This is a genomic window from Sulfitobacter sp. M39 (assembly GCF_021735935.1).
GTDB lineage: Bacteria > Pseudomonadota > Alphaproteobacteria > Rhodobacterales > Rhodobacteraceae > Sulfitobacter.
The window spans coordinates 2,059,614-2,083,357 of record NZ_WMDZ01000001.1 but is presented as its reverse complement, the minus strand read 5'-3'; the positions used below and the strand labels follow the sequence as shown (position 1 = coordinate 2,083,357).

General features: G+C 61.2%; 23 protein-coding genes. 11 read left to right on the top strand and 12 right to left on the bottom strand.

Annotated features, from left to right (window positions below; all coding sequences use genetic code 11):
* Positions 1 to 27 precede the first annotated feature (27 nt).
* Complete coding sequence (gene rsmA, locus GLP43_RS10110; RefSeq protein ID WP_237279206.1) at positions 28 to 870, top strand: 16S rRNA (adenine(1518)-N(6)/adenine(1519)-N(6))-dimethyltransferase RsmA; 843 nt, start codon at positions 28 to 30, stop codon at positions 868 to 870.
* A gap of 84 nt (positions 871 to 954) precedes the next feature.
* On the opposite strand, the gene GLP43_RS10105 is transcribed toward rsmA, so the two are convergent.
* The 3 genes from GLP43_RS10105 to prfA form a co-directional block, all read right to left on the bottom strand.
* Complete coding sequence (locus tag GLP43_RS10105) at positions 955 to 1,641, bottom strand: DUF4167 domain-containing protein (protein ID WP_237279205.1); 687 nt, start codon at positions 1,639 to 1,641, stop codon at positions 955 to 957.
* A 216-nt stretch (positions 1,642 to 1,857) separates the two neighbouring features.
* Entirely contained in the window at positions 1,858 to 2,700 is an 843-nt protein-coding gene (gene prmC, locus GLP43_RS10100; protein ID WP_064216527.1) for a peptide chain release factor N(5)-glutamine methyltransferase, read from the bottom strand.
* Complete coding sequence (gene prfA, locus GLP43_RS10095; protein WP_005853534.1) at positions 2,697 to 3,752, bottom strand: peptide chain release factor 1; 1,056 nt, start codon at positions 3,750 to 3,752, stop codon at positions 2,697 to 2,699. The genes prmC and prfA overlap by 4 nt, the downstream gene beginning before the upstream one ends.
* A gap of 62 nt (positions 3,753 to 3,814) precedes the next feature.
* On the opposite strand from prfA, the gene GLP43_RS10090 reads away from it, so the two are divergent.
* The gene (locus tag GLP43_RS10090; RefSeq protein WP_237279204.1) at positions 3,815 to 4,120 is read left to right on the top strand and encodes a hypothetical protein; all 306 of its coding nucleotides are present in this window, start codon (positions 3,815 to 3,817) and stop codon (positions 4,118 to 4,120) included.
* Here the strand turns inward: GLP43_RS10090 and GLP43_RS10085 are convergent.
* The 3 genes from GLP43_RS10085 to GLP43_RS10075 all read right to left on the bottom strand — a co-directional run bounded on the left by GLP43_RS10085 (position 4,061) and on the right by GLP43_RS10075 (position 6,713).
* Positions 4,061 to 4,492 carry a DUF1499 domain-containing protein gene (locus GLP43_RS10085; RefSeq protein WP_237279203.1) on the bottom strand — a complete coding sequence of 144 codons (432 nt, stop codon included), beginning with the start codon at positions 4,490 to 4,492 and terminating at the stop codon, positions 4,061 to 4,063. The genes GLP43_RS10090 and GLP43_RS10085 overlap by 60 nt on opposite strands.
* Before the next feature lie 72 nt (positions 4,493 to 4,564).
* On the bottom strand, positions 4,565 to 5,542 hold the full coding sequence (speB, locus tag GLP43_RS10080) for an agmatinase (RefSeq protein WP_237279202.1): 978 nt from the start codon (positions 5,540 to 5,542) through the stop codon (positions 4,565 to 4,567).
* A 1-nt stretch (position 5,543) separates the two neighbouring features.
* Entirely contained in the window at positions 5,544 to 6,713 is a 1,170-nt protein-coding gene (locus tag GLP43_RS10075; RefSeq protein WP_237279201.1) for a M20 aminoacylase family protein, read from the bottom strand.
* 62 nt (positions 6,714 to 6,775) lie between these two features.
* On the opposite strand from GLP43_RS10075, the gene mazG reads away from it, so the two are divergent.
* From mazG to GLP43_RS10050, 5 genes are all read left to right on the top strand, one after another.
* On the top strand, positions 6,776 to 7,600 hold the full coding sequence (gene mazG / locus GLP43_RS10070; protein WP_237279200.1) for a nucleoside triphosphate pyrophosphohydrolase: 825 nt from the start codon (positions 6,776 to 6,778) through the stop codon (positions 7,598 to 7,600).
* A gap of 72 nt (positions 7,601 to 7,672) precedes the next feature.
* Positions 7,673 to 8,614: a nucleoside hydrolase gene (locus tag GLP43_RS10065; protein ID WP_237279199.1), complete on the top strand. Its 942-nt coding sequence runs from the start codon at positions 7,673 to 7,675 to the stop codon at positions 8,612 to 8,614.
* Positions 8,611 to 9,060: a GNAT family N-acetyltransferase gene (locus tag GLP43_RS10060; protein ID WP_005853523.1), complete on the top strand. Its 450-nt coding sequence runs from the start codon at positions 8,611 to 8,613 to the stop codon at positions 9,058 to 9,060. The genes GLP43_RS10065 and GLP43_RS10060 overlap by 4 nt, the downstream gene beginning before the upstream one ends.
* A gap of 42 nt (positions 9,061 to 9,102) precedes the next feature.
* Positions 9,103 to 10,515 (top strand): protein adenylyltransferase SelO, encoded by a 1,413-nt coding sequence (locus GLP43_RS10055; RefSeq protein ID WP_237279198.1) that lies wholly within the window; start codon positions 9,103 to 9,105, stop codon positions 10,513 to 10,515.
* A gap of 141 nt (positions 10,516 to 10,656) precedes the next feature.
* On the top strand, positions 10,657 to 11,478 hold the full coding sequence (locus GLP43_RS10050; protein WP_237279197.1) for a DUF533 domain-containing protein: 822 nt from the start codon (positions 10,657 to 10,659) through the stop codon (positions 11,476 to 11,478).
* Between the two features lie 51 nt (positions 11,479 to 11,529).
* Here the strand turns inward: GLP43_RS10050 and mfd are convergent, their stop codons facing one another.
* Both mfd and GLP43_RS10040 read right to left on the bottom strand, forming a co-directional pair.
* Positions 11,530 to 15,018, bottom strand: a complete 3,489-nt coding sequence (gene mfd, locus GLP43_RS10045; protein ID WP_237279196.1) for a transcription-repair coupling factor — start codon at positions 15,016 to 15,018, stop codon at positions 11,530 to 11,532.
* A 31-nt stretch (positions 15,019 to 15,049) separates the two neighbouring features.
* Positions 15,050 to 15,577: a component of SufBCD complex gene (locus GLP43_RS10040; protein ID WP_237279195.1), complete on the bottom strand. Its 528-nt coding sequence runs from the start codon at positions 15,575 to 15,577 to the stop codon at positions 15,050 to 15,052.
* 153 nt (positions 15,578 to 15,730) lie between these two features.
* Between GLP43_RS10040 and hemB the strand changes: the two genes are divergently transcribed.
* Both hemB and GLP43_RS10030 read left to right on the top strand, forming a co-directional pair.
* Positions 15,731 to 16,729 carry a porphobilinogen synthase gene (gene hemB / locus GLP43_RS10035; RefSeq protein ID WP_237279194.1) on the top strand — a complete coding sequence of 333 codons (999 nt, stop codon included), beginning with the start codon at positions 15,731 to 15,733 and terminating at the stop codon, positions 16,727 to 16,729.
* 143 nt (positions 16,730 to 16,872) lie between these two features.
* Positions 16,873 to 17,439, top strand: coding sequence for a YSC84-related protein (locus GLP43_RS10030; protein WP_005853509.1), 567 nt, complete (start codon positions 16,873 to 16,875; stop codon positions 17,437 to 17,439).
* A gap of 45 nt (positions 17,440 to 17,484) precedes the next feature.
* On the opposite strand, the gene GLP43_RS10025 is transcribed toward GLP43_RS10030, so the two are convergent.
* The gene (locus GLP43_RS10025) at positions 17,485 to 18,357 is read right to left on the bottom strand and encodes an NAD(P)-dependent oxidoreductase (RefSeq protein ID WP_237279193.1); all 873 of its coding nucleotides are present in this window, start codon (positions 18,355 to 18,357) and stop codon (positions 17,485 to 17,487) included.
* Between the two features lie 98 nt (positions 18,358 to 18,455).
* On the opposite strand from GLP43_RS10025, the gene GLP43_RS10020 reads away from it, so the two are divergent.
* Both GLP43_RS10020 and GLP43_RS10015 read left to right on the top strand, forming a co-directional pair.
* Positions 18,456 to 20,924 (top strand): penicillin acylase family protein, encoded by a 2,469-nt coding sequence (locus GLP43_RS10020; RefSeq protein WP_237279192.1) that lies wholly within the window; start codon positions 18,456 to 18,458, stop codon positions 20,922 to 20,924.
* Complete coding sequence (locus tag GLP43_RS10015; protein WP_037944262.1) at positions 20,921 to 21,484, top strand: pseudouridine synthase; 564 nt, start codon at positions 20,921 to 20,923, stop codon at positions 21,482 to 21,484. Before GLP43_RS10020 ends, GLP43_RS10015 begins: the two co-directional genes overlap by 4 nt.
* A 77-nt stretch (positions 21,485 to 21,561) precedes the next feature.
* Here the strand turns inward: GLP43_RS10015 and GLP43_RS10010 are convergent, their stop codons facing one another.
* From GLP43_RS10010 to hfq, 3 genes are all read right to left on the bottom strand, one after another.
* Positions 21,562 to 21,963: a DUF2177 family protein gene (locus GLP43_RS10010; protein WP_237279191.1), complete on the bottom strand. Its 402-nt coding sequence runs from the start codon at positions 21,961 to 21,963 to the stop codon at positions 21,562 to 21,564.
* 112 nt (positions 21,964 to 22,075) lie between these two features.
* Complete coding sequence (gene hflX / locus GLP43_RS10005) at positions 22,076 to 23,314, bottom strand: GTPase HflX (RefSeq protein WP_237279190.1); 1,239 nt, start codon at positions 23,312 to 23,314, stop codon at positions 22,076 to 22,078.
* A 56-nt stretch (positions 23,315 to 23,370) separates the two neighbouring features.
* Entirely contained in the window at positions 23,371 to 23,610 is a 240-nt protein-coding gene (hfq, locus tag GLP43_RS10000; protein ID WP_005853497.1) for an RNA chaperone Hfq, read from the bottom strand.
* Positions 23,611 to 23,744: the final 134 nt, after the last annotated feature.

Sequence of the window (23,744 nt, the reverse complement as noted above, 5' to 3'; positions counted from 1 at the left end):
GAACCCTTCTGTTTCACAGGTCCAAGAATGAGCACAATCGACAACCTGCCGCCCCTGCGCGAGGTGATCAATACCCATGACCTGAAGGCGCGCAAATCGCTGGGCCAGAACTTTCTGCTCGACCTGAACCTCACCGCCAAGATCGCGCGACAAGCGGGCGATATGACCGAATGTGATGTGCTTGAAATCGGGCCGGGCCCCGGGGGGTTGACGCGCGGGTTGCTGTCCGAAGGCGCGCGCCGCGTGCTGGCGATCGAGAAAGACAAACGCTGCCTGCCCGCTTTGGCCGAGATCTCCGAGGCCTATCCCGACCGTCTGACGGTGATCGAAGGCGACGCCCTTGAAATCGACCCGCTGGCCCATCTGACCCCACCGATCCGTATCGCGGCGAACCTGCCCTATAACGTCGGGACAGAGCTGTTGGTACGTTGGCTGACCCCGCAGGAATGGCCACCCTTCTGGCAAAGCCTGACGTTGATGTTCCAGCGCGAGGTGGCCGAGCGGATCGTGGCCAAGCCCGGCTCCAAGGCCTATGGCCGTCTGGCGCTGCTTGCACAGTGGCGGGCCGATGCGCGTATCGTGCTGAACCTGCCACCAGAGGCGTTTACCCCGCCGCCCAAAGTCTCCTCCGCTGTGGTGCATCTGACGGCCCTGCCCGAACCCCGCTTTCCAGCGGATCCTGATGTGTTGAACCGCGTGGTGGCGGCCGCCTTTAATCAGCGGCGCAAAATGCTACGCTCGGCCCTCAAAGGAACCGCACCGGATATCGAGGATCGCTTGCTTGCGGCCGGATTGAAACCGACGGAGCGCGCCGAACAGGTGCCGCTAGAAGGCTTCTGCGCGCTGGCCCGCGAGATCGCCAAGGGCTAAGGGCTAAGGTCACCACAACACACTCACCGTCTGAAACGCAAAAGGCCCCGCAATCGCGGGGCCTTTGTTACGAGTTGAAAGCGCTTACTCAGCCGCTTCGGGCTGGTCGCCACTGTTGTCCTTGGCCGGTTCGCTCGCCTCTGCCTTGGGGGCAGGTTTGCGGCGCGGTGCGCGACGGGGCTTGGGCTTGTTCTCGGGCGTGTCGACCAGATTGTCCTCTGCCGCGCTGCCGTCTTGCGAGTTATCACCATCCGAATTTGGCGCGCTGTCCGACTTAGGAGCGTTGTCATTCTGGTTGTTATTGCTGCGGCTGCGGCGGCGCTTGGGGGCATCGCCCTTGGCATTGTCCTGCTGGGGCGCGTCGGGTTTTTCGGCCGTATCTGTTTCCGCAGCAGGTTGATCAGCAGTGTTCTGACCGGCCTGGGCGGCTTCGCGTTCCTGACGCTCTACCCGCTCGCGGTCACGCTCTGCCTGACGTTCGCGGTTCTCGCGTTCTTGCTGATCGCGACGCTGGTCAATCTCGCGTTGTGCTTCGGACAGCATACGCAGGTAATGTTCGGCGTGCTGCTGGAAGTTCTCTGCCGCCACGCGGTCGTTGCTCAGCTGGGCATCACGCGCCAACTGATTGTATTTCTCGATAATCTGCTGCGGCGTGCCGCGGACCTTGCCTTCGGGGCCAGAACTGTCGAAAACGCGGTTAACGACGTTGCCACCTTGCGGCTGACGGTTGCGATTATTCTTGGACCGGGACCGTGATCTGGAAGATTTCATGTAATCAGTTCAGCCTTGTTATGCTGGGCTTCGGAATAAGCTGCCGGACGCAGTCGCGTCCCTGAAAAGCTAGCTTTACGCTCTGTTGGGCTTAACGCCGCGCGGGACCGCCGAAAAGGCATCCACCGCTGCAACATCCTTGAATAAGCACGGCAAATGATTTGGAGCAAGTGGAAATTGGCGAAAAACACCGCGAAATGACAAGTTTTGGCGTGTTTATGCTGGCGTATCGGCCCAAAGGACACGGTCGCGCCCGCCCAGATCGGGCAAGATGCGCACCCGGCCCCAACCGGCCGCCTCAAATATTGCTTTCACATCGGCACCCTGTTGCCAGCCAATCTCTGCCAGAACGCGGCCTGTAGGGGTCAGATACCCCTGTGCTTGCGCCGCGATGATACGGTAAACACTCAACCCGTCCTGCCCGTCGGTCAGTGCCATCTCGGGTTCGTGCAAGCGCAATTCGGGCGAGACATCCGCCATCTCGCTTTGTGCCAGATAAGGCGGGTTGGATACGATCAGATCGAACCGCCCCTCGGCTGCGCTGAACCAGTCCGATTGCGTGATCTCTGCCCGTGCCTGCACCCCGTGCAACACCGCGTTGGCGCTGGCCTGCAGACAGGCAGCTTCGGACAGATCAAGTCCCACGCCGCGTGCGTCTTGCTGTTCGGCCAGAAGCGTCACCAGAATACAGCCCGATCCGGTGCCCAGATCAAGCACCCGTTCAAAGGGCTCGGACAGCGCCAGTTCAATAAGGGATTCGGTCTCGGGCCGCGGGTCCAGCACATCGCGGCTGACCTTGAAGTCGCGCCCGTAAAACGCCCGCTGCCCCACGAGATGCGAGACCGGCACGCGCACCGCCCGCAAGGCGATCAGCTTTTCGTAACGTTCGGCAATATCCGGCGCGATTTCCTCGGGCGCGATCAACGTGACCCGTGCCGCATCAACCGAGGCCGCATGCGCCAGCAAGATCCGCGCATCCCGTGCGGGGTCAGGCACGCCCGCCGCGCGCAATCGCGCTGTGGCGGCGACCATGGCTTGCGCGGCGGTTGGCGCGCTCACTGCCCCATCTCGGCCAGCAGCTGCGCCTGCGCATCCGCGGTCAGCGCATCGACAATCTCGTCCAGATCGCCCTGCATCACGGCTTCAAGCCGGTAGAGCGTGAGGTTGATCCGGTGGTCGGTCAGGCGCCCTTGCGGGAAGTTATAGGTCCGGATCCGTTCAGACCGGTCCCCCGACCCCACCTGCGCCGCACGGCTGGCCGATCGTTCACTGTCCACCCGCTGACGCTCCATATCATAAAGCCGCGCTTTCAGCACCTGCATCGCGATCTCGCGGTTGCGGTGCTGCGATTTCTCGGAAGATGTCACCACCAGCCCTGTCGGCAGGTGAGTGATGCGCACGGCAGAATCGGTGGTGTTGACGTGCTGCCCGCCCGCCCCTGAACTGCGCATTGTATCGATCCGCAGATCATTGGCGTCGATGTGAATATCCACATCCTCTGCCTCTGGCAGAACGGCGACAGTCGCGGCAGAGGTATGGATACGCCCGCCGCTTTCGGTAGAGGGCACACGCTGCACACGGTGCACACCGGATTCGTATTTCAGACGGGCAAAGACATTCTCGCCCTTGATATGAGCCACGACCTCTTTGACGCCGCCAAGCTCGGTGAACTGTTGTTCGATCAGCTCGACCTTCCAGCCACGCGCCTCGGCATAGCGTTGATACATCCGCAGCAGATCGGCGGCGAAAAGTGCTGCCTCATCCCCGCCGGTCCCGGGGCGGATCTCCAGCATCGCGGGCTTTTTGTCGGCCTCATCTCGCGGCAGCAGCGCCAATTGCAGATCAGCCTCGGCTTGCGGCAACGCGGCCTTCAGGCGCGGCAGCTCTTCCTCGGCCAGCTCCGCCATCTCGGGGTCTTTCAGCATGGCGCGGGCGTCGTCCATGTCTTGCAGCAACTGGCGATAGGCGTCGATCTGTTCGACCACGGGGCGCAGATCGGCGTATTCCTTGGCCAGCTTGGCAAAATCCGCCCCGTCAGAGCCAGCAGACATCGATGCCTCCAGAAATTGGAAACGTTGGGTGATTTGGGCAAGGCGGTCCATGGGGATCATACCGCTGGATGTCGCTGATGAAGCGGCTATGGTCAAGACCCAGCCTGTGCTATGATGCCCCTATGAAACGCATTTCGCTGGTTTTCAGTCTGATCTGCCTTGCCCCGTCGCTTGCGGCGGACCCTGCACCCTCGGGACGCAAAACGGTGGAGTGCTATTGCACCGACCGCAACGGCCAGCGGGTCGAGCTGGGGCAAACGATCTGCCTCGACGTCAACGGTCGTCGCTTTGCCGCGCAATGCCAGATGTCGCTGAATGTGCCCATGTGGCGCGATATCGATGAGGCCTGCCCCGGCCTCGCACAGCGCCTAGACCCCGGCTTGGGCCAGAACCCGCTTCAAACGCTTGGCATTCACACCCATATCTGACCGGCCAAAGCGCAGCCGCCCATAGACCACCGCGCGGCTCTGATCCGCCCCGTCAACGGGGGCGACCGCGACGCTGGTGTAATCGGGAAAGCCCCAGAAGCCCGAGCGTGTGACATAAAGCGCCTGACCTGCGTTGCTTTCGATCCGCTGAGTTCGGGGCAACGACAGCATCGCGTCGTCAAACCGGTTCAGGAACGCCGTGCCATCGCCTTCAACGTCGCGCACGGCCATAAAGCCCCCCTCCGACGGGTAATCGCCGGGGGCCTTGTCGACCGCGCCCAATTCCCAGCGGGCCGCGGGGGCGGGTGCAAGGCGGATGTACGCCTGCAAGGCGACGAAAATCGCCAGTGCGATCCAGAAAAATGCCATCATTATCTTTACCTTCATTTTGCCAAATAAACTCCCCGCGGAGCGTCCTGCCATCGCAAACTGCGCCGCCGGTGGCTACGCGCGGGCTTTGGTCTGCCGCATATTCCACCCCAGCAAGCACAGGATCTCGGTCGCCACATGGGCACCGGCGATCGCTGTCGCACCGGTCGTGTCAAAAGGCGGAGAGACTTCAACGATGTCGCCGCCCACGATGTTGATCCCCGCAAGATCCCGCATCATGATCGCCGCCTGCGCCGACGTGAGCCCGCCCCATACCGGTGTGCCTGTGCCCGGCGCAAAGGCCGGATCAAGCGCGTCGATATCGAATGTAAGATAGCAAGGACGGTCGCCAAGTACCTGTTTTATTTTGGCAACGGCTGCCTGCGGCCCCTTCTCGTGGACCTCGCGCGCGTCGATGGTTGTCACGCCAAGCGTATCGGGGTTGGTCGTGCGGATGCCCACCTGAACCGAGGTTTTGGGATCAACGATGCCCGATTTCACCGCCTTGTAGAACATGGTGCCGTGGTCGATCCGGTCCATATCATCGTCGGGCCATGTATCCGAATGCGCATCGAACTGTAACAGACTGATAGGACCGTATTTTTCGGCATAGGCCTTGAGGGTCGGGAAACTGATGTAGTGGTCTCCGCCCAGGGTCACACTTGCTGCACCTGCGTCCAGTATCCCTTTGATATGGCTTGTTAAAGCGGCGGGAAACTGGCTTGTGTGACCATAGTCGAACGCCAGATCGCCATAGTCGGCGATGGCAAACTCGCTCAGCACGTCGAAATCCCAGCCATAGGGCGGGTCGTAGGGCTGCAAGGAAGACGCTTCGCGGATCGCGCGCGGGCCCAGACGGGTGCCGGTACGGTTGGTCACGGCCTGATCAAAGGGCACGCCGGTCACGGCGATGTCCACGCCGCGCAGGTCTTTGGTATAGCGCCGGCGCAGAAAGGACGTGGCCCCGCCAAAGGCGTTCTCGAAGCTCGGCCCTTTTAGATCATCGCGGGTAAAGGCTTGATCAACCTGGTTTTTAGCGTCTTCCAAACCCATGTTATTTGGCTCCTAGTGGTTGGGCCCGCTCGACGATGCGGGCAAAAAAGGATGCACCCACAGGCGCGATCTCATCGTCGAAGTTATAGGCGGCGTGGTGCAGCCCTGCGGTGTCACCCTGCCCGATGAACAAATAGGCACCGGGGCGTTTTTCGAGCATATAACTAAAATCCTCGGCCCCCATCTCGCGGCCATTATCGGCAATCACGCGGTCCTCGCCCGCAATCTCGGTGGCAACGGAGGCGGCAAATCCGGCCTCTTCTGGGGTGTTCACTGTGGCGGGATAGCCCTTTTCATATTCCAGTGTCGCACTGACATCATAGCTGGCGGCTTGTCCGGCGACGATCTGCTCCATCCGCCGGATCACCATGGCCTGCACCTCTTTGTCAAAGCTGCGTACCGTGCCGTTGATATAGGCTGTCTCGGGGATCACGTTGTCGGTGGTGCCCGTGTGGATCTGCGTGACCGAAACGACAAGATCATCCTGTGCATAGTGGTTGCGGCTGACGATGGTCTGCAATGCTGTCGCAATGCCACAGGCGGCGACGACCGGATCGCGGGTCAGATGCGGTGTGGCGCCATGACCGCCCAAGCCCTTGATGTAGATGTGAAATTCATCGACCGCCGCCATCATCGCGCCGGGGGATGTGTAAAAGCCCCCTTTCTCAAAGCCGGGCGCATTGTGCAGCGCATAGACCTGGCCGATGTCGAAGCGATCAAGGATCCCTTCCTCGACCATCACCTCGGCCCCTCCGCCGGTTTCTTCAGCGGGTTGGAAGATCAGCGCCACGCGGCCCGCGAAATTGCGCGTTTCCGCCAGATATTTCGCCGCCCCCAGCAGCATCGTTGTATGCCCGTCGTGCCCGCAGGCGTGCATCTTGCCTGCGTGGGTGCTGGCATAGTCCAGCCCGGTTTCCTCGGGGATCGGCAGCGCATCCATGTCGGCGCGCAGCCCGATGGTCGGCCCCTCGGCCTGACCGTTGATGATGGCGACGATGCCCGTGGTGGCAAAGCCTTCGTGCAGCTCGTCCACGCCGAATTCGCGCAGACGTTCCGCCACGAAAGCCGCGGTCTTGAAGCAGTCGTTCCCCAGTTCCGGAATCGTGTGCAGATATCTGCGCCATTCTGTCATCTGGGGGGCATAATCCGCGATACGGTTCACGACGGGCATTACTGGACTCCTGTGGGGATGTTGGTCAGGTTGCATCTGACATCAGACACATGGGGGCTGCAATGGCCGAGACAAGAAATGATGCGTTGATCCACGATCGCGACGCCGGGATCGAACGCTTGCTGGAAATCATGCGCCGCCTGCGCGACCCGCAAACCGGATGCCCTTGGGATATCGAACAGGATTTCGACAGCATCGCCCCCTATACCATTGAAGAAGCGTATGAAGTCGCCGATGCGATCGAGCGTCGCGACTGGCCCGAGCTTGAGGGAGAGTTGGGCGATCTGCTGCTCCAGACCGTTTATCACACGGCTATGGGAGAAGAGGACGGGCGGTTCAGCTTTCAGACGGTGGTGCGCAATATCTCGGACAAGATGGTCGCGCGGCACCCGCATGTTTTCGGCGATGAAAGCCGCGATAAATCGGCCGAGCAGCAGACCGCGGATTGGGAAAAGATCAAGGCGGCAGAACGCGCGGGCAAGTCCCAAGGGCGGACGCTTGACGGCGTGGCCGTTGGCCTGCCTGCACTGCTGCGCGCCTACAAGCTGCAAAAACGGGCGGCCCGAGTGGGGTTTGACTGGCCGCAAGTGGATGACGTGATCGCCAAGATCACCGAAGAAGCAACCGAACTGGTCGAGGCGCGCGAGACTCTGACCCAGGCCGAGGTAACCGAGGAATACGGTGATCTGATGTTCGTCATGGCCAATCTAGGCCGGCATCTTGGGGTCGAACCCGAAGCCGCCCTGCGCGCCGCCAACGCCAAATTCATTCGTCGCTTCAACGGTGTAGAGGAACGGTTGGCCGCACGAGGTAAATCGCCCTCGGACAGTGATCTGGCCGAGATGGATGCCTTGTGGGAGGATGTAAAACGGGCGGAACGCAGCTAGGACCGCCCGTGCCTGCTGGACAAGTCGCGGCACTTGCGGCAAGGCTCTGGCACAGCCAAGACAGGAGAGCCCATGACACCGCGCAAGATAATTATCGACACGGACCCCGGTCAGGATGACGCCGTAGCGATCCTTGTCGCTTTGGCCAGCCCCGAAGAGCTTGATGTTCTGGGGATCACCTGCGTCGCGGGTAATGTGCCGCTGGACCTCACCTCGCGTAACGCGCGGATCGTGTGCGAATTGGCCGGCAAACGGGATGTCAAAGTCTTTGCCGGATGCGACCGCCCGCTGGGCCGCGCGCTGGTCACGGCAGAGCATGTGCACGGCAAGACCGGGTTGGACGGCCCCGATCTGCCCGACCCTACGATGCCGATGGCTGAAGGCCATGCCGTGGATTTCATCATCGACACCCTGCGCGATAACGCTCCGGGAACCGTCACGCTATGCCCGCTGGGGCCGCTGACCAATATCGCCACCGCGTTGCAAAAAGCACCCGATATCGCCGATCGCATCGCCAAGATCGTGCTGATGGGCGGCGGCTATTTCGAAGGGGGCAACATCACCCCAACGGCAGAGTTCAACATCTACGTCGATCCGCAAGCTGCTGATATCGTGTTTAAATCCGGCGCTCCTATCGTTGTGATGCCGCTGGACGTCACCCATAAGGCGCTGGTGACCAAAGCGCGCAACGACGCCTTCCGCGCCCTTGGCACGCCTGTGGGCATCGCCGTGGCGGAAATGACCGATTTCTTCGAACGGTTCGACAAAGAGAAATACGGCTCCGACGGCGCGCCGCTGCATGACCCTTGCGTCACCGCCTATCTGATCAACCCCGATCTGTTCAAAGGCCGCCACATCAACGTCGAGATCGAGACAGAGTCAGAGCTTACCATGGGCATGACCGTCGCCGATTGGTGGGGCGTGACCGACCGCGCCCCCAATGCGACCTTTATGGGCGATCTGGACTCTGACGGCTTCTTTGCCCTGCTGACCGAACGGCTGGCCCGTCTATGAGCGCGGCCTTCACCCTTGCCAAGCCAGAGCATCTGGACCGTCTCGTGGCCCTCGTGGGCAGCTTTCACGCCGAGACGGGGATCGAGCAGACGGATGATGACCGCCGCAACGGGCTGGCACCGCTGCTGGAAGGGACACCCTATGGGGTGGCCTATCTGATCGGCCCAGCCCGTGCGCCCATCGGCTATATCATCATCACCTTCGGCTGGTCGGTTGAATTCGGCGGTCTGGACGCGATCATCGATGAAATCTACGTGCGCCCCGGCGTGCGTGGCCGTGGCATCGCGACAGAGGCATTGCTGGCCGTCCCAAATGCGCTGGCGGGCGGCGGTCTGCGCGCGATCCATCTTGAGGTAGAGCGTAGCAACGAGATAGCGCAGAAGCTTTACCACCGTGCAGGCTTTCGCCCCCGTGAAAACTACATGTTCATGTCGCGCAAATTCTGACGCGGGCTGGCAAGGTGGAGCCGCGGCCCCTATATCTGCCCTATGACATTATCAGCCCCCTTCGATAACAGCTACGCGGCTTTGCCCGCTGGCTTTTTCACCCGCACCACCCCGACTCCGGTGGCAGACCCCAAACTGCTGGCGTACAACGCGCCGCTGGCAAAGACCCTGGGGATCACCCACGGATCGACCGAGGATCTGGCCTTTATCTTCGGCGGGAACGAACTTCCCACCGGTGCCGACCCGCTGGCGCAGCTTTATGCGGGGCATCAGTTCGGCAATTACAACCCGCAGCTTGGCGATGGTCGCGCGATCCTCTTGGGTGAGGTGCTGGATGCAAAGGGCCAGCGCCGCGATATCCAGCTGAAAGGATCAGGGCGCACGCCCTATTCCCGTGGCGGCGACGGGCGGGCCTGGCTTGGGCCGGTCTTGCGTGAATATGTGGTGTCCGAGGCGATGCACGCCCTTGGCATCCCCACCACCCGCGCCTTGGCCGCTGTGCAAAGTGGCGAGGATGTCTTTCGCGAAACCGCCTTGCCCGGTGCCGTGCTGACCCGTGTCGCCGCAAGCCATCTGCGTGTGGGAACGTTTCAGGTCTTTGCCCATCGGGGCGAGGTTGAAAACCTGCGCCGCCTCACCGACTATGCGATCCAGCGGCACTACCCGCAGGCAGACGGGCCCTTGGGCCTGCTGCGCGCGGTCTGCGCAGCGCAGGCTGATCTGGTCGCGGCGTGGATGTCTGTGGGCTTTATCCACGGGGTGATGAACACCGACAACTGCGCCATCTCGGGCGAGACGATTGATTACGGCCCCTGCGCCTTCATGGATGCGTTCCACCCCAACCGTGTGTTCAGCTCCATCGACCGTCAGGGGCGCTATGCCTATGCCAATCAGCCGCAGATCGTCGTGTGGAATATGGCGCAGCTCGCAACCTCGTTGTTGCAGCAGCTTGATGATCCCAAAAGCGGTGTGGCCGAGGCGACAGAGATCGTGCACGCCATGCCCGCGCTGATCGAGCAAGCCTGGCTCAAACGCTTTGCCGCCAAGATCGGGATCACGACGCCCAAGGCTGACGATACTGCGCTGATCGATGCGCTATTGTCTATGATGCAAACGGATGGCGCGGATTTTACCAATGCTTTCCGCGCGCTGTCAGGCGATGACGCCGCCGGCCAGTTCACCGACCGCGCGGCCTTTGCCAACTGGCGCGATGCGTGGCAGCAGCGTATCGCGGCCGAGCCTGACCCTAAATCGGTAATGGATGCCGCCAACCCCGCCGTGATCCCCCGCAACCACCGGATAGAGGCGATGATCAACGCCGCCGTCGCTGGTGATATGGACCCGTTCCACCGGCTGATGACAGCGCTTGCACGCCCGTACCGCGAAACCGACACCGATCTGCACCGCGCGCCGACGACGCAGGAGATCGTGCCGGCCACCTTCTGCGGCACTTGAATGGCAATCGGGTTGCACCTGCCGCCCGTTGCCCCGCCGTCAAGCATGTCGACAAGCGGGAACCCCCGCGATCTTTTGGTTGTTTTGCACAGTAAACTGCAACAGACTTGCAGGCGATTTGACCCAAAAGGATTATCGATAATGAGCTTGATGAAAACATTGGCCAAAGTGGCGATCGGCGTGGCTGTGGCCAAAGGGGCCAGCGCCATGATGAACAAGAATAAATCCACAACCGGCAGCGCCAGCAGCGGCGGCGGACTGGGCGGATTGCTGGGTGGTCTGACCGGCGGCAGCACGGGCGGCTCGGGCGGTAACCTGCAAGATATGCTAGGCGGATTGATGGGCGGATCGTCCGGTGCCAGCAGCGGCGGCTTGGGCGGTTTGCTGAACCATCTTGGCGGCGGCACAGGCACCAGCACTTCGGGCAGCTCGGGCGGCCTTGGCGGGCTACTGGGTGGGCTTGCCGGTGCCGCAGGTGCGGGCGGTCTGCTGTCCAGCCTGGGCGGTGCCAGCCAAAAAGCCCCCGAACGGCCAGAGGCAGACTTTGGCGCGGTGCTGAACTCGCAATTCGATAGCAACCCTGCCCCCGAGATCACGCCCTCGCGCGATCAAGAGGCCACTGCCGCGCTGATGATCGCCGCGATGATCCAAGCCGCGAAATCCGACGGCACTTTTGATGAGAACGAGCGTGAAAAGCTGCTGAACCATCTGGGCGACGTGGACGCCGACGAGGCCGCATTCGTGCAAGGCCAGATGGAAGCTCCTGTGGATGTCGACGCGCTGGTCGCCCAGACACCCGACGGCATGGGCCCGCAAATCTATGCGATGTCGCTGCTGGCAATTGATCTGGATACGCAGGAAGAGGCGCAATATCTGCACAAGCTGGCCAGCGCTTATGGCATGCAGCCCGCTGCGGTAAACGAGATCCACGCCCAGATGGGAGTGCCGTCGCTGTACACCTAAAGCGGCGCGTCCTGACGACCGACGGTTGTGAAAGCCTGATCCGGCAACGGGTCAGGCTTTTGCTTTCTTGGCCTTCTTTTCCTTGGCGATCACATGCTCTGCCAGATCACGGGCGATGGCAAAGGCCCCTTTGATCTTATCCGCATCGGTTTTCCAGTCACGCTTGACGACGATCTTGTTCTCTTTGACCTTTGCCAGCCCGCGTTGGTCCTGAATGAAGGTGACCAACCCCTCGGGTGAGGCGAATTTGTCGTTGTGGAACTGGATCGTGACGCCTTTGGGCCCGCCATCCAGCTTGGCAATACCGGCGCGTTTGCACATCGCCTTGATCCGCACGACCAGCATCAGCGTGTTCACCTCTTTCGGCAGCTTGCCGAAACGATCGATCAGCTCGGCAGCAAAGCCTTCCAGCTCGACCTTGGTGGTCAGTTCGGACAGGCGACGGTAGAGCCCAAGGCGCACATCCAGATCAGGGACGTAATTCTCGGGGATCAGCACCGGCACGCCCAGATTGATCTGCGGTGCCCACTGCCCATCGTCGTCGATCACGCCTTCCAGCTCGCCTGACTTGATTTTGGCAATCGCGTCTTCCAGCATGGATTGATATAGCTCGAACCCCACGTCGCGCATCTGGCCGGATTGTTCCTCGCCCAGCAGGTTGCCCGCACCCCGAATGTCGAGATCCTGCGACGCCAGCGTAAAGCCTGCCCCAAGCGTGTCGAGGCTGCCCAACACCCGCAAACGCTTTTCAGCCGTGGCGGTCAGTTTGGCACGGGGTTTGGTTGTCAGATAGGCATAGGCGCGGGTTTTTGATCGGCCCACCCTGCCCCTGATCTGGTACAGCTGCGCCAGACCAAACATATCGGCGCGGTGCACGATCATCGTGTTGGCAGTCGGGATATCCAGACCGGATTCCACAATCGTCGTCGCCAGCAGGATGTCATATTTCCCGTCGTAAAAGGCGTTCATCCGGTCGTCGAGCTCTCCGGCGGCCATCTGTCCGTGGGCAACAAGATACGTCAGCTCCGGCAGTTGCTCTTTCAGGAACGCTTCGATCTCGGGTAGATCGGTGATCCGTGGCACCACATAGAAGGACTGCCCGCCGCGATAATGTTCGCGCAACAGCGCCTCGCGCAGGGTGACGGCATCAAATTCGCTGACATAGGTGCGGATCGCCAGACGGTCGACAGGCGGGGTGCCGATGATCGACAGGTCGCGCACGCCGGTCAGGCTTAGCTGAAGGGTGCGCGGGATCGGCGTGGCGGTCAGGGTCAGCACGTGAATATCCGTGCGCATGGCCTTCAGACGTTCCTTGTGACCGACGCCAAAGTGCTGTTCTTCATCGATAATCAGCAGGCCGAGGTTCTTGAACTTGACCGTCTTTGCCAGCAGCGCATGGGTGCCGACCACCACATCGACGGTGCCGCGATTGATGCCGTCGCGGGTGGCTGTGGCCTCTTTCGCGGTGACAAAACGCGACAGCTGGCGCACCTCAAGCGGGAAGCCACGGAAGCGTTCGGCAAAGGATTTATAGTGCTGACGTGCCAGCAGGGTCGTCGGCGCGACAATCGCCACCTGCAGCCCCGACATCGCCGCGACAAAGGCAGCACGCATGGCGACCTCGGTCTTGCCAAAGCCGACGTCGCCGCAGATCAGCCGGTCCATCGGGTTGCCGCTGGTCAGATCGTCCAGCACATCCGAGATGGCATTCATCTGGTCGTCGGTCTCGGTATAGGGGAAGCGCGCGGAAAACGCATCCCACATGCCGGGGGGCGGGTCCATGACAGGCGCTTTGCGCAGCGCACGTTCGGCGGCGATGCGGATCAGCTTGTCCGCCATCTCGCGGATGCGTTCCTTGAGCTTGGCTTTCTTGGACTGCCACGCGCCACCGCCCAGTTTGTCAAGCAGCCCCTCGTCATGGCCATAGCGCGACAGCAGTTCGATATTCTCGACCGGCAGATAGAGCTTCGAGCTTTCGGCATATTCCAGCAGCAGACATTCATGGGCGGCACCGGCGGCGGTCACCACCTCCATTCCCAGATAGCGGCCGACGCCGTGATCCACATGCACGACCAGATCGCCGGGGCTAAGCGATTGTGTCTCGGTCAGGAAATTCTCGGCCCGCCGTTTACGTTTCGGCGCGCGGATCAAGCGGTCGCCAAGGATGTCCTGTTCTGAGATGACGGTCAGTTTCGACGCGCTGCTGCCGCTTTCCCAAGGGGCTTCGAACCCGTGTTCCAACGCCCAAACCGCCAGATGCAGACCGCGTTTGCCGATGCGGGTGCCGTTCTTGATGGCGATGGTCTCGCCCATGCCTTCGTCTTCGATCAGGCCGGTCAGACGTTCGCGCGCGCCGTCGGAATAGCTGGCGATGACCACCGGCCCTTCTTGAAGTTTTGCTTTAATATGTGCGGCCAAAGCACCGAAAAGGCTGACAGTTTCCTGTTGACGTTCGGGCGCGAAGTTGCGCCCCAAGCGTCCACCCGCATCCAGCACATCTGGACCTGTCGGCTGTGGTAGTGGCTTGAAGTTGATCACGCGTTTACCGATCAGCGCGGTTTCCCATGCGGTGTCTGTCAGGTACAGCCCCTCGGGCGGTGCGGGCTTATAGACGCTGTCCATCTTCGACCGGTTCGCCATCGCCAGCCGGCGGGTTTCGTATTGATCCGCGATACTCTCCCACCGCGACAGACGTTGCGCGGTCAGTTGGTCATCCAGCGTGATCGTCGCCTGCGGCACATAGTCGAACAAGGTCTCGAGCGTCTCGTGAAAGAACGACATCCAGTGTTCCGCGCCCTGATGCTTGCGCCCTGCGCTGATCGCTTCGTATAGCGGATCATCGGTGCCCGCGGCCCCGAATTCGATCCGGTAGTTCTGGCGGAAACGGGTGATAGCACTTTCGTCTAGGATGACTTCGCTGACGGGGGCAAGCTCCACGAGCTCCAGCTTTTCGGTGGTGCGCTGCGTCACCGGATCAAAGCGGCGCGCCCCGTCAAGCGTATCGCCAAAGAGGTCCAGCCGCACAGGGCCAAGATCGCCGGGTGGGAAAATGTCGATGATGCCGCCGCGGATCGCGTAGTCGCCCGGCTCGGTCACTGTCGGGCTCTGGACAAAGCCCATGCGGACAAGGAACCCGCGCAAGGCTGCCTCGTCTATCCGGTCGCCCACACGGGCCGAGAACGCCGCGTCGCGCAGCACATCGCGTGCAGGCACCCGCTGGGTCGCGGCGTTCAGCGTGGTCAGCAGGATAAAACGGTCTGGCATCCCATGCACCAGTCCCGCCAGCGTCGCCATCCGCTGCGCCGAGATATCGGCATTGGGAGACACGCGGTCATAGGGCAGGCAATCCCATCCGGGGAAGACGACCACAGGCACATCCGGCGCGAAAAAGCGCAGCGCCGCCTGCATGGCCGCCATACGTTTATCATCGCGGGCAATATGCAACACCGGTGTGCCGCTTTTGCCCAGTTCTTTCAGCACCGCCTGTGCGTCAAAACCTTCGGGAACGCCGGACAGCGTGATTTGGGATTTCTCTGACATCAGCAGCTACCTGTATCCTATCGCGGTTTTTTCAACCGCCAAACGGACCTGTATAAAGGTTTTGGTACATGCCCCACATCGATGTGATGAAAATCGAAATCATCCCGATGATCTGGGTATAAAGACGGTGACGGTTCAGCCGTTTGATCAGGCGGTCGCCGGTGCCGGAATCCTCGCGGATCTGCTGCGCGGTCGACACGCTCAGCACCCCTACCAGACACAACGGAAAGGCCAGTAACAGCACGGCCTGGGCGAATTCGAACCGGTAGAAAACCGCCAGCGTAAAGAGCATCGTCATGAAAAAGCAGGTGAACCCCAAAATCCAGATGCCGGACACTTGGGTGATATATAGAATACGGTTCACGTTGATGCGCGCCATATCCTCCAGGTCTACCAGCGCCTGTTCACCGTTGCGCCGCGCGCGCAGCACCATATCAAAGGGCACGCCCAAGACCCAATGGCTGGCAGAAGACCAGATCACAGCGACCGCAATCCAGTACCACAGGTTGGAAAAAGACCGCATGTCGATGACTTCGAGAATTGTCTGATAGAGGGTCAAGGTGCGCTCATCTTTGAAGTGAAATCATTGTGTTCAGACGTGCTGCCCTACAATCGTCTGCCTGTCATAGCGGCGCGTTGTCGAAATTCCTAGCCTTGAGCCGTGCAAAAATACGTGGCAAGCCTTGCCCGATAGCATCTGAGGTATTTTTGCATGAGACCCCAACAAGCCCCCTTTCCCTCCACCCGCCTGCGCCGCACCCGTCAATCCGAGGGCGTCCGCGCATTGGTGCGTGAGAATGCGCTGTCTTTGGGGGATTTGATCTGGCCGGTGTTCGTACGCAGCGGTGAGGGCGTGGAAGAGCCCGTGCCATCGATGCCGGGCGTTTATCGGCGCAGCGTTGACAAGCTGGTCGATGCCGCGCGCGAGGCTTCTGATCTGGGGATCGGGGCGATGTGTATCTTCCCCTACACCGGTATCGAGGACCGGACAGAGGATTGCGCCGGCGCCTGGGATCCTGAAAATAACGCCAACCGCGCCATTCGTGCAATCCGCAAGGCGGTGCCCGATATGGTCCTCATGACCGATGTCGCGCTGGATACCTATAATATCAACGGCCATGACGGCTTTGTCGAAGACGGGATCATCGTTAACGACCGCACGGTCGAGGCGCTGGTCAAGATGGCACTGGCGCAGGCCGACGCAGGCGCGGATATCATCGGGCCGTCCGATATGATGGACGGGCGCATCGCCGCGATCCGCGAAGGTCTTGAAGGGGCTAGCCATTCCGACGTGATGATCATGAGCTACGCGGCGAAATACGCCTCGGCCTTCTATGGCCCGTTCCGCGATGCTGTTGGGGCCTCGGGGGCGCTGACCGGCGACAAGAAGACCTATCAAATGGATTACGCCAACAGCAACGAGGCGATCCGCCTGATTGAGCGTGATCTGCGCGAAGGGGCCGATATGGTCATGGTCAAACCCGGCATGCCATATCTTGATATCTGCCACCGCGTGAAATCCAGCTTTGGAGCGCCGACCTTTGCCTATCAGGTCTCGGGTGAATACAGCATGGTGAAAGCCGCCGCCCAGAATGGCTGGATCGACGAGGAACGCGTGATGATGGAGAGCCTGATGGGGTTCAAACGCGCGGGCTGTGACGGGGTCTTGACCTATTTTGCCCCCGCCGTGGCGCGGTTGATGAACGGATAACGCGGCTTCGATGCGCAAATAAGACGCCACTTGTGGCAGATCACCGCCGATTCAAGCCCTAAATTCGTGACACCCGCGGGTTTTGAGCATAAGATCGCGCAGAAACCGGATGAACCGGCACAGGCAATTACAGGCAGAAGACTATGACAAACAACACTTTTTCGCGCCGGGCTTTCGCTTTGGGTGCGATTGCAAGCGCGGGTGCCGTTGCGGCATGTGGCAACGGTGTCGGCAGCCGTGGCAGCGGGATGATCGACGCCCGCGTCGATGCGACGCTCAATGCGATGTACCGCAGCTTTCCCAACACCCGGCAGTTGGCTGAAAAATCCAACGGTATGCTGATCATGCCGCTGGTGACCGAGGCCGGACTTGGCTTTGGCGGTGCCTATGGCCGTGGTGCGCTGCGGGTGAATAATGTGACCGTGGATTATTACTCGGTCACCAAGGCGACGGGCGGCTTGCAGATCGGGGCGCAGCAATATGCGCATGTGCTGTTCTTCATGACCGAAGCCGCGCTGAGCGATTTCCGCCGCTCCCCCGGTTGGGCTGCGGGTGCCGATCTGGAATATGTCATCTCGGATCGTGGCGAAAGCGTCGAAGCGGATACCACAACCGTGCTTGCCCCTGTGCTGGCCGCCGTCTTTGGCCGCGCCGGTCTGCGCATCGGTGCGACGCTGGAAGGCACGAAATATTCGCGCATCATTCCCTAAGCATAACGCCCGATCCGCACCATCGCGGATCGGGCAGCTTTTGGCCTAGCCCAAGGCGTTCAGACGTTTGAACAGCGCCGACGTATCCCAACGTCCGCCCCCCATTTTCTGCACATCCTTATAGAATTGATCGACCAGCGCCGTGACAGGCAGGCTCGCCTCGATCTCGTTGCCGGTGTCCAGACAAATCCCCAGATCCTTGCGCATCCAGTCCACGGCAAAACCGTGGTCGAATTTATCGTCGAGCATCGTCTCGTAGCGGTTGGCCATCTGCCAGCTACCTGCGGCACCCTGGCTGATCACCTCGACCACATCGCGCCCGTCCAATCCGGCCTTCTGGGCGAAATGCAGCGCCTCGCTCAGGCCCTGCACCAGACCAGCAATGGCAATCTGGTTGCACATCTTGGTCATTTGGCCAGCACCACTGTCGCCAAGACGACGGCAGATCTTGGCATAAACCTCCATCACAGGCAGCGCGCGATCAAAGGCACCGGAATCGCCACCGCACATGATGGACAGCTGGCCATTCTCCGCCCCCGCCTGCCCGCCAGAAATCGGCGCATCGACAAAGCTGATCTGGCGCGCATCCGCCGCCGCGTGCAGTTCGCGCGTAACCGCGGCCGAGACTGTGGTGTGATCGACGAAAATCGAGCCTTCGCTCATGTCGGCAAAAGCGCCGTCGTCGCCAACGCAGACGGATCGCAGATCGTCATCATTACCGACACAGGAAAAGACGATCTCTGCCCCTTCGGCCGCGGCTTTGGGCGTCTCTGCCATTTTGCCACCGTGCGTTTCTGCCCAAGCGCGCGCCTTCTCTGTGGTGCGGTTGTACACGGTCACGTCATGCCCCGCTTTTTGCAGATGCGCGGCCATTGGCGCCCCCATCACGCCCAGTCCCAAAAATGCGAGCTTTGCCATCGTCTTTTCCTTGTCATTCAGTTGCGCTATTGCCTGAGAGGAACCTATCACCCTGCGCGCATTGGTCAATCGCGCGTAGATATACCCAGGAGCGTAACATGGCAGTGGTTTTTCGGTGGCTGATGCGACTTGCAACGCTCTTGGTGGTGTTGGCGGTAATTGGTGTCGGCGGTGCCTATTGGCTCGCTTCGCGGTCGCTGCCAGACTACGACGATACGGTCCGCGTATCCAACCTTGGGGCCGAGGTCGAGATCGTGCGCGACAACGCCAATGTGCCGCATATCTTCGGGGAAAGTGACCAAGACGTATTCTATGGGCTGGGCTTTGCCCATGCGCAGGACCGCCTGTGGCAGATGATCACCATGCGCCGCACGGTGCAAGGCCGCTTGTCCGAGGTTTTCGGCACCACGACCGTCCGTATCGACCGCCTGCTGCGCCGTTTTGATCTTTATACCTTATCGGTGCAGTCGCTTCAGGCGCTCGACCCCAAGACCCGCGCGGCGCTGGATGCCTATGCCGCTGGGGTGAATGCCCGGCTGGATCAGATCAACAACGAAGCCCTGGGCCGCGGTGCCCCTGAAATGCTGCTGTTTGATGCCCCCGTCGCCCCTTGGCGCGCAGCGGATTCCGTCGCGCTGGTCAAGCTGATGGCCTTGCAGTTGTCAGGGCATCTGGATGCCGAGGTCAAGCGCGCCCGCACCTCGTTGGCGCTGCCCGATCAAAAGCGCCTGTCCGATATCCTGCCTGACGCCCCCGGCAGTGGCATCGCCGCGCTGCCCGAATATGCGCAGCTGGCCCCCGGCCTGCCGCAGTTCGCCGCCAATATCCCCCTCGATCCCTCCCCGCTGTCGCCGTTCAAATCCTTTGATCTGGCAGGCGCGTCCAACGCCTGGGCTGCCGCACGGGATCGCTCTGCCTCGGGCGGAACGCTGATTGCCAATGACCCGCATCTGGGCTTCACCGCGCCGACCATCTGGTACCTCGCGCGGCTCGAACTGCAATCGGGCGGTGTCATCGGCGGCACGATCCCCGGTATCCCCGTGGTGCTGACAGGGCGCAGCAGCGCGCTTGGCTGGGGTATCACCTCATCCTATGCTGACGATCAGGACGTCTATATCGAAGAGCTGAACCCCGACAATAGCGAGGAATACCGCACCCCCGACGGGTTCAAGAAATTCGCCAAACGCGCGTCGATCATCACGGTCAAGGATGCTGATCCGATCACGCTCACCCTGCGCTGGACCGACAATGGGCCGGTGCTTCCCGGCAGCCATTATAACCTTGCCGCGATCACCCCGCCGGGTCATGTCGCCGCGTTGAACTGGACCGTGCTTGACCCCGCCGATACCTCAATCGCCGCGGCCATGCAACTGATGGAGGCCAAGTCCGTCGAGGAAGGGATCACCGCGGGCGAGGACTATATCGCGCCGTCGCAAAACCTGACGCTGGTGGATGTGACGACCATCGCGATGAAAACCATCGGCGCGCTGCCCGCCCGCGACGCCGCGCATCAAAGCCAAGGGCGCATGCCCACACCGGGCTGGATCGCGGCGAACCGCTGGCAGGGACGCCTGCCCTATAGCGCAAACCCCGAATTCCTGTCGCCCCGTGGCGGGATCATTGGCAATACCAACAACAAGACGGTGGACCGCCCCTTCCCCAACCACGTGTCCTTCCTATGGGGCGATACGCAACGCATCCAGCGGTGGCGCAATCTGATGCAGCGCCGTCAGGTACACACCCGCGACAGCTTTATCGAGGCGCAGTTGGATACCGTCAGCTTCACCGCGCGCTCTCTGCTACCGCTGATCGGGGCCGAGCTTTGGTTCACCGGCGAAACCGCGGTTGAAGGCACGTCTGAGCGCCAACGCCAACGGGCGCTGACCCTGCTTGCCGGCTGGTCGGGCGAGATGAACGAACATCTGCCCGAACCGTTGATCTATGCCGCCTGGCTGCGCGCATTGCAGGAACGGCTGATCCAGGACGAGCTTGGGGCCTTGGCACAGGAATTCGATCATGTCGATCCGCTGTTCATCGAACGTGTTTTCCGCGATGTGGACGGTGCGGCGGCATGGTGCGATGTGCTGCAATCCGCCCCGAAAGAGACCTGCCCTGACATGGCGCGCATGGCGCTGGACGACGCGCTGATCTGGATCAACGAGACATGGGGCAGCCAGCTCGAATCCCTGCGGTGGGGCGACGCACACCAAGCCACCCACGACCACCAGACCTTGGGCGAAGTACCCGTGCTGCGCTACTTCATGAACATCCGTCAATCGACCTCGGGCGGTGACAATACCCTGCTGCGCGGCCGCACCCGCGGCACAGGGCCTGACCCTTTCGCCAATGTCCACGGCGCAGGCTTCCGCGGGGTTTATGACTTCGCTGACCCGGATTCATCGGTGTTCATCACCTCGACGGGCCAATCGGGCCACTTCCTGTCGCATCACTACGACGATCTGGCACAGCTCTGGCGGCGCGGCGAATACATCCCCATGTCGCTGGACGAAGAGCTCGCCCGCGCCGCCCCCGTCGGCATCACCAAGCTGGTACCGGAGACAGAATGAACCGCGTGATCCTTTTCAACAAACCCTTTGGCGTCTTGTCCCAATTCACCGACAAGGGCACCGAAGGCTCGCCGCGCCCGACCCTGTCGGCCTATATTGATGAAAAAGGGTTCTACCCCGCCGGACGGTTGGACCGCGACAGCGAAGGGTTGATGGTGCTGACCGACAGCGGCCCGCTGCAAGCCCGTATCTCGCATCCGAAATATAAACTGGCCAAAACCTATTGGGTGCAGGTCGAAGGCACGCCGGATGAACAAGCGCTCGCCGCTTTGCGCAGCGGTGTCACGCTCAAAGACGGCAAGACCGCCCCCGCCAAGGCGCGGCTGATGGATCCGCCCGACCCCCTGTGGGACCGCGACCCGCCGGTGCGGTTTCGCAAATCCGTCCCTGATGCCTGGCTCGAGATCACGATCACCGAAGGTCGCAACCGTCAAGTACGGCGCATGACGGCCCATGTCGGCCTGCCGACACTGCGCCTGATCCGCGCGCGCGTCGGAGACTGGGAACTGCACAAGCTCCAACCCGGCGCATGGCGCTTCTCGTCCGAGCTTGGCCGCTAATTCCAAATGGCCCTAAATCCCGGGGGGCGGCCAAAGGCCGGGGGGCTGGCCCCCCTCTTCCCTGACCCCCTGAACCGTCAGGAAAACACCCGCGTGACCCAGACGCCCAACGTGGCAGAGGTCCCGGTCAGCACCACCCCCCACGAGAAATCCGTCGCCACCATCTGCGGTGTCCAGTCTTTCAACGTCGCGAGGTTGGTGAACTCATAGGTACCATACCCCAAGGCCCCGATCAGCGCCGCATTGCCAAAGACCCACAGCAAGGATTTATCCTGTGCAATCGCGGGCCAGCTGACGAAGTACAGCAGCACAGCAATATAGAAAGCATAGAAGACAAAGGCAGGCAGCAGCCGGAACTGGTCCAGCAGCAAGGGGCCGATATCGCGGGTGAAAACCGGTTTGATCAAATAGCTGAGGCCCAGAAAATCGAGCCCCAGAAAGATCGCGAATGTCAGTACATAAAGAATAATCAAAGTCATCGGGAGCTCCGGGAAAAATCAACGCTCCCCAATCATATGCAGCAGCGCCCGGAAAATGCGACTTTTCCGAGCGTTTTTATCTCATTTGGTATGGTCCCGAGACCCGCCGGCCTTACAGCCGCTGGTATTGCGCTTCTTGCTGTGCCGACCAACGCACGACCAGATTGAACCCGTCTTCGGTCTGGGTTTCCTCGATCACGACATCCTGTTCGAACAGCCAGGCGCGTTTTTTGCCGTCGGCAAAGGCCAGCGTCAGCTCGGCTTCGCGCACAGCACCTTGCAGCGCTTCGGCGATGACCGCTTGCAGTTCGTCCAACCCCTCGCCGGTGATGGCAGAGATGGCAAGAACACTGTCGTCGCGCTGCGCACGCGCGCGTACGGCGGCGGCACGGTCGTCATCCAGTTGGTCGAGCTTGTTCCAGACCTCGAAGCTGCGCGTATCCTTGGGCACGCCCAAGGACGTCAGGATATCGCGCACATTGCGTGCCTGACTTTCGGTCTCTGCATGAGAGATATCGCGCACGTGGCAGATGATATCGGCGGCCAGAACCTCTTCCAGTGTGGCGCGGAAGGCGGCGACCAGTTCAGTCGGCAGGTCAGAGATGAAGCCCACGGTGTCGCTCAGGATGATCTCTGGCCCGTCGGGCAGCACAAGGCTGCGCATGGTCGGGTCAAGCGTGGCGAAAAGCATGTCTTTCGCCATCACATCGGCCCCGGTCATCCGGTTGAACAACGTCGATTTGCCTGCGTTGGTATAGCCCACCAGCGCCACGATGGGGAACGGTACCTTGGCCCGCGCGGCGCGGTGCAAGGCGCGTGTCTTGACGACCTTGTCCAACTGCCGGCGCAAGCGCACCAATTGTTCGTCAATAGCGCGGCGGTCCGATTCAATCTGGGTTTCGCCGGGGCCCCCGACAAAGCCCAATCCACCCCGTTGACGTTCAAGGTGGGTCCAGGCGCGGACCAGACGGGTGCGCTGATAGTTCAGCGCAGCCATTTCGACCTGCAGCACACCTTCGCGGGTGGCGGCGCGGTCGCTGAAAATCTCGAGGATCAGACCGGTACGGTCAAGAAGTTTGACGCCCCACGCTTTTTCAAGGTTGCGCTGCTGGACCGGCGTTACTGGTCCATCGACCAGCACCAGTTCAACCTCGGCCTCTTCAAAGATGTGCTTAAGCTCCTCGATCTTGCCAGAGCCGAAGAGCATCCCCGCGCTGACGGTGCGCAGGGGCACGATATTGGCCCCTTCCACATCCAGATGCGGCAGGGCACGGGCCAAGGCGACAGCTTCCGCCAAGGCGGGCTCCGCGATGCGGCGGTCATTGTCTGACTTGATGTCAGGGTGAATCACCCAAGCCCGGGTACGCTTCGGGCCTGCGGTGTCATCAATTTGAAACGGAGGACGGCTCAATTAGCGTCTTCACCCTCGTATAGCGAGATCGGCGTGCTTGGCATGATCGTGGAAATCGCATGTTTGTAAACAAGCTGCGATTGCCCATCACGGCGCAGAAGAACACAGAAATTGTCAAACCATGTGATGACGCCTTGCAGCTTCACACCGTTGATCAGGAAAATCGTTACCGGCACCTTTGTCTTGCGCACATGGTTCAGGAATGCGTCTTGCAGGTTTTGTCGGTCAGCCGCCATTGTTGGTCTCGCTCTTATTCTTGCTGTTGTTCTTGCTGGCAACCGCGGATCGGTTTACCCCTTCGGAAGACTATGAAGACCCGCGCACAGAGTTTCCACCCCAAAATGTCAGAACTGTTGCGCGCAAAGCCGCA

Bases quoted from the DNA above. Each gene is read 5' to 3' on its own strand.
- GLP43_RS10075 (WP_237279201.1), bottom strand. From the start codon at position 6,713: ATGCCCGTCGTGAACCGTATCGCGGATTATGCCCCCCAGATGACAGAA.
- prfA (WP_005853534.1), bottom strand. From the start codon at position 3,752: ATGATCCCCATGGACCGCCTTGCCCAAATCACCCAACGTTTCCAATTT.
- GLP43_RS10065 (WP_237279199.1), top strand. From the start codon at position 7,673: ATGACACCGCGCAAGATAATTATCGACACGGACCCCGGTCAGGATGAC.
- GLP43_RS10030 (WP_005853509.1), top strand. From the start codon at position 16,873: ATGACAAACAACACTTTTTCGCGCCGGGCTTTCGCTTTGGGTGCGATT.
- GLP43_RS10020 (WP_237279192.1), top strand. From the start codon at position 18,456: ATGGCAGTGGTTTTTCGGTGGCTGATGCGACTTGCAACGCTCTTGGTG.
- hemB (WP_237279194.1), top strand. From the start codon at position 15,731: ATGAGACCCCAACAAGCCCCCTTTCCCTCCACCCGCCTGCGCCGCACC.
- GLP43_RS10010 (WP_237279191.1), bottom strand. From the start codon at position 21,963: ATGACTTTGATTATTCTTTATGTACTGACATTCGCGATCTTTCTGGGG.
- mazG (WP_237279200.1), top strand. From the start codon at position 6,776: ATGGCCGAGACAAGAAATGATGCGTTGATCCACGATCGCGACGCCGGG.
- GLP43_RS10025 (WP_237279193.1), bottom strand. From the start codon at position 18,357: ATGGCAAAGCTCGCATTTTTGGGACTGGGCGTGATGGGGGCGCCAATG.
- GLP43_RS10050 (WP_237279197.1), top strand. From the start codon at position 10,657: ATGAGCTTGATGAAAACATTGGCCAAAGTGGCGATCGGCGTGGCTGTG.
- GLP43_RS10015 (WP_037944262.1), top strand. From the start codon at position 20,921: ATGAACCGCGTGATCCTTTTCAACAAACCCTTTGGCGTCTTGTCCCAA.
- mfd (WP_237279196.1), bottom strand. From the start codon at position 15,018: ATGTCAGAGAAATCCCAAATCACGCTGTCCGGCGTTCCCGAAGGTTTT.
- GLP43_RS10055 (WP_237279198.1), top strand. From the start codon at position 9,103: ATGACATTATCAGCCCCCTTCGATAACAGCTACGCGGCTTTGCCCGCT.
- GLP43_RS10060 (WP_005853523.1), top strand. From the start codon at position 8,611: ATGAGCGCGGCCTTCACCCTTGCCAAGCCAGAGCATCTGGACCGTCTC.
- GLP43_RS10090 (WP_237279204.1), top strand. From the start codon at position 3,815: ATGAAACGCATTTCGCTGGTTTTCAGTCTGATCTGCCTTGCCCCGTCG.
- GLP43_RS10085 (WP_237279203.1), bottom strand. From the start codon at position 4,492: ATGATGGCATTTTTCTGGATCGCACTGGCGATTTTCGTCGCCTTGCAG.
- hfq (WP_005853497.1), bottom strand. From the start codon at position 23,610: ATGGCGGCTGACCGACAAAACCTGCAAGACGCATTCCTGAACCATGTG.
- speB (WP_237279202.1), bottom strand. From the start codon at position 5,542: ATGGGTTTGGAAGACGCTAAAAACCAGGTTGATCAAGCCTTTACCCGC.
- GLP43_RS10105 (WP_237279205.1), bottom strand. From the start codon at position 1,641: ATGAAATCTTCCAGATCACGGTCCCGGTCCAAGAATAATCGCAACCGT.
- rsmA (WP_237279206.1), top strand. From the start codon at position 28: ATGAGCACAATCGACAACCTGCCGCCCCTGCGCGAGGTGATCAATACC.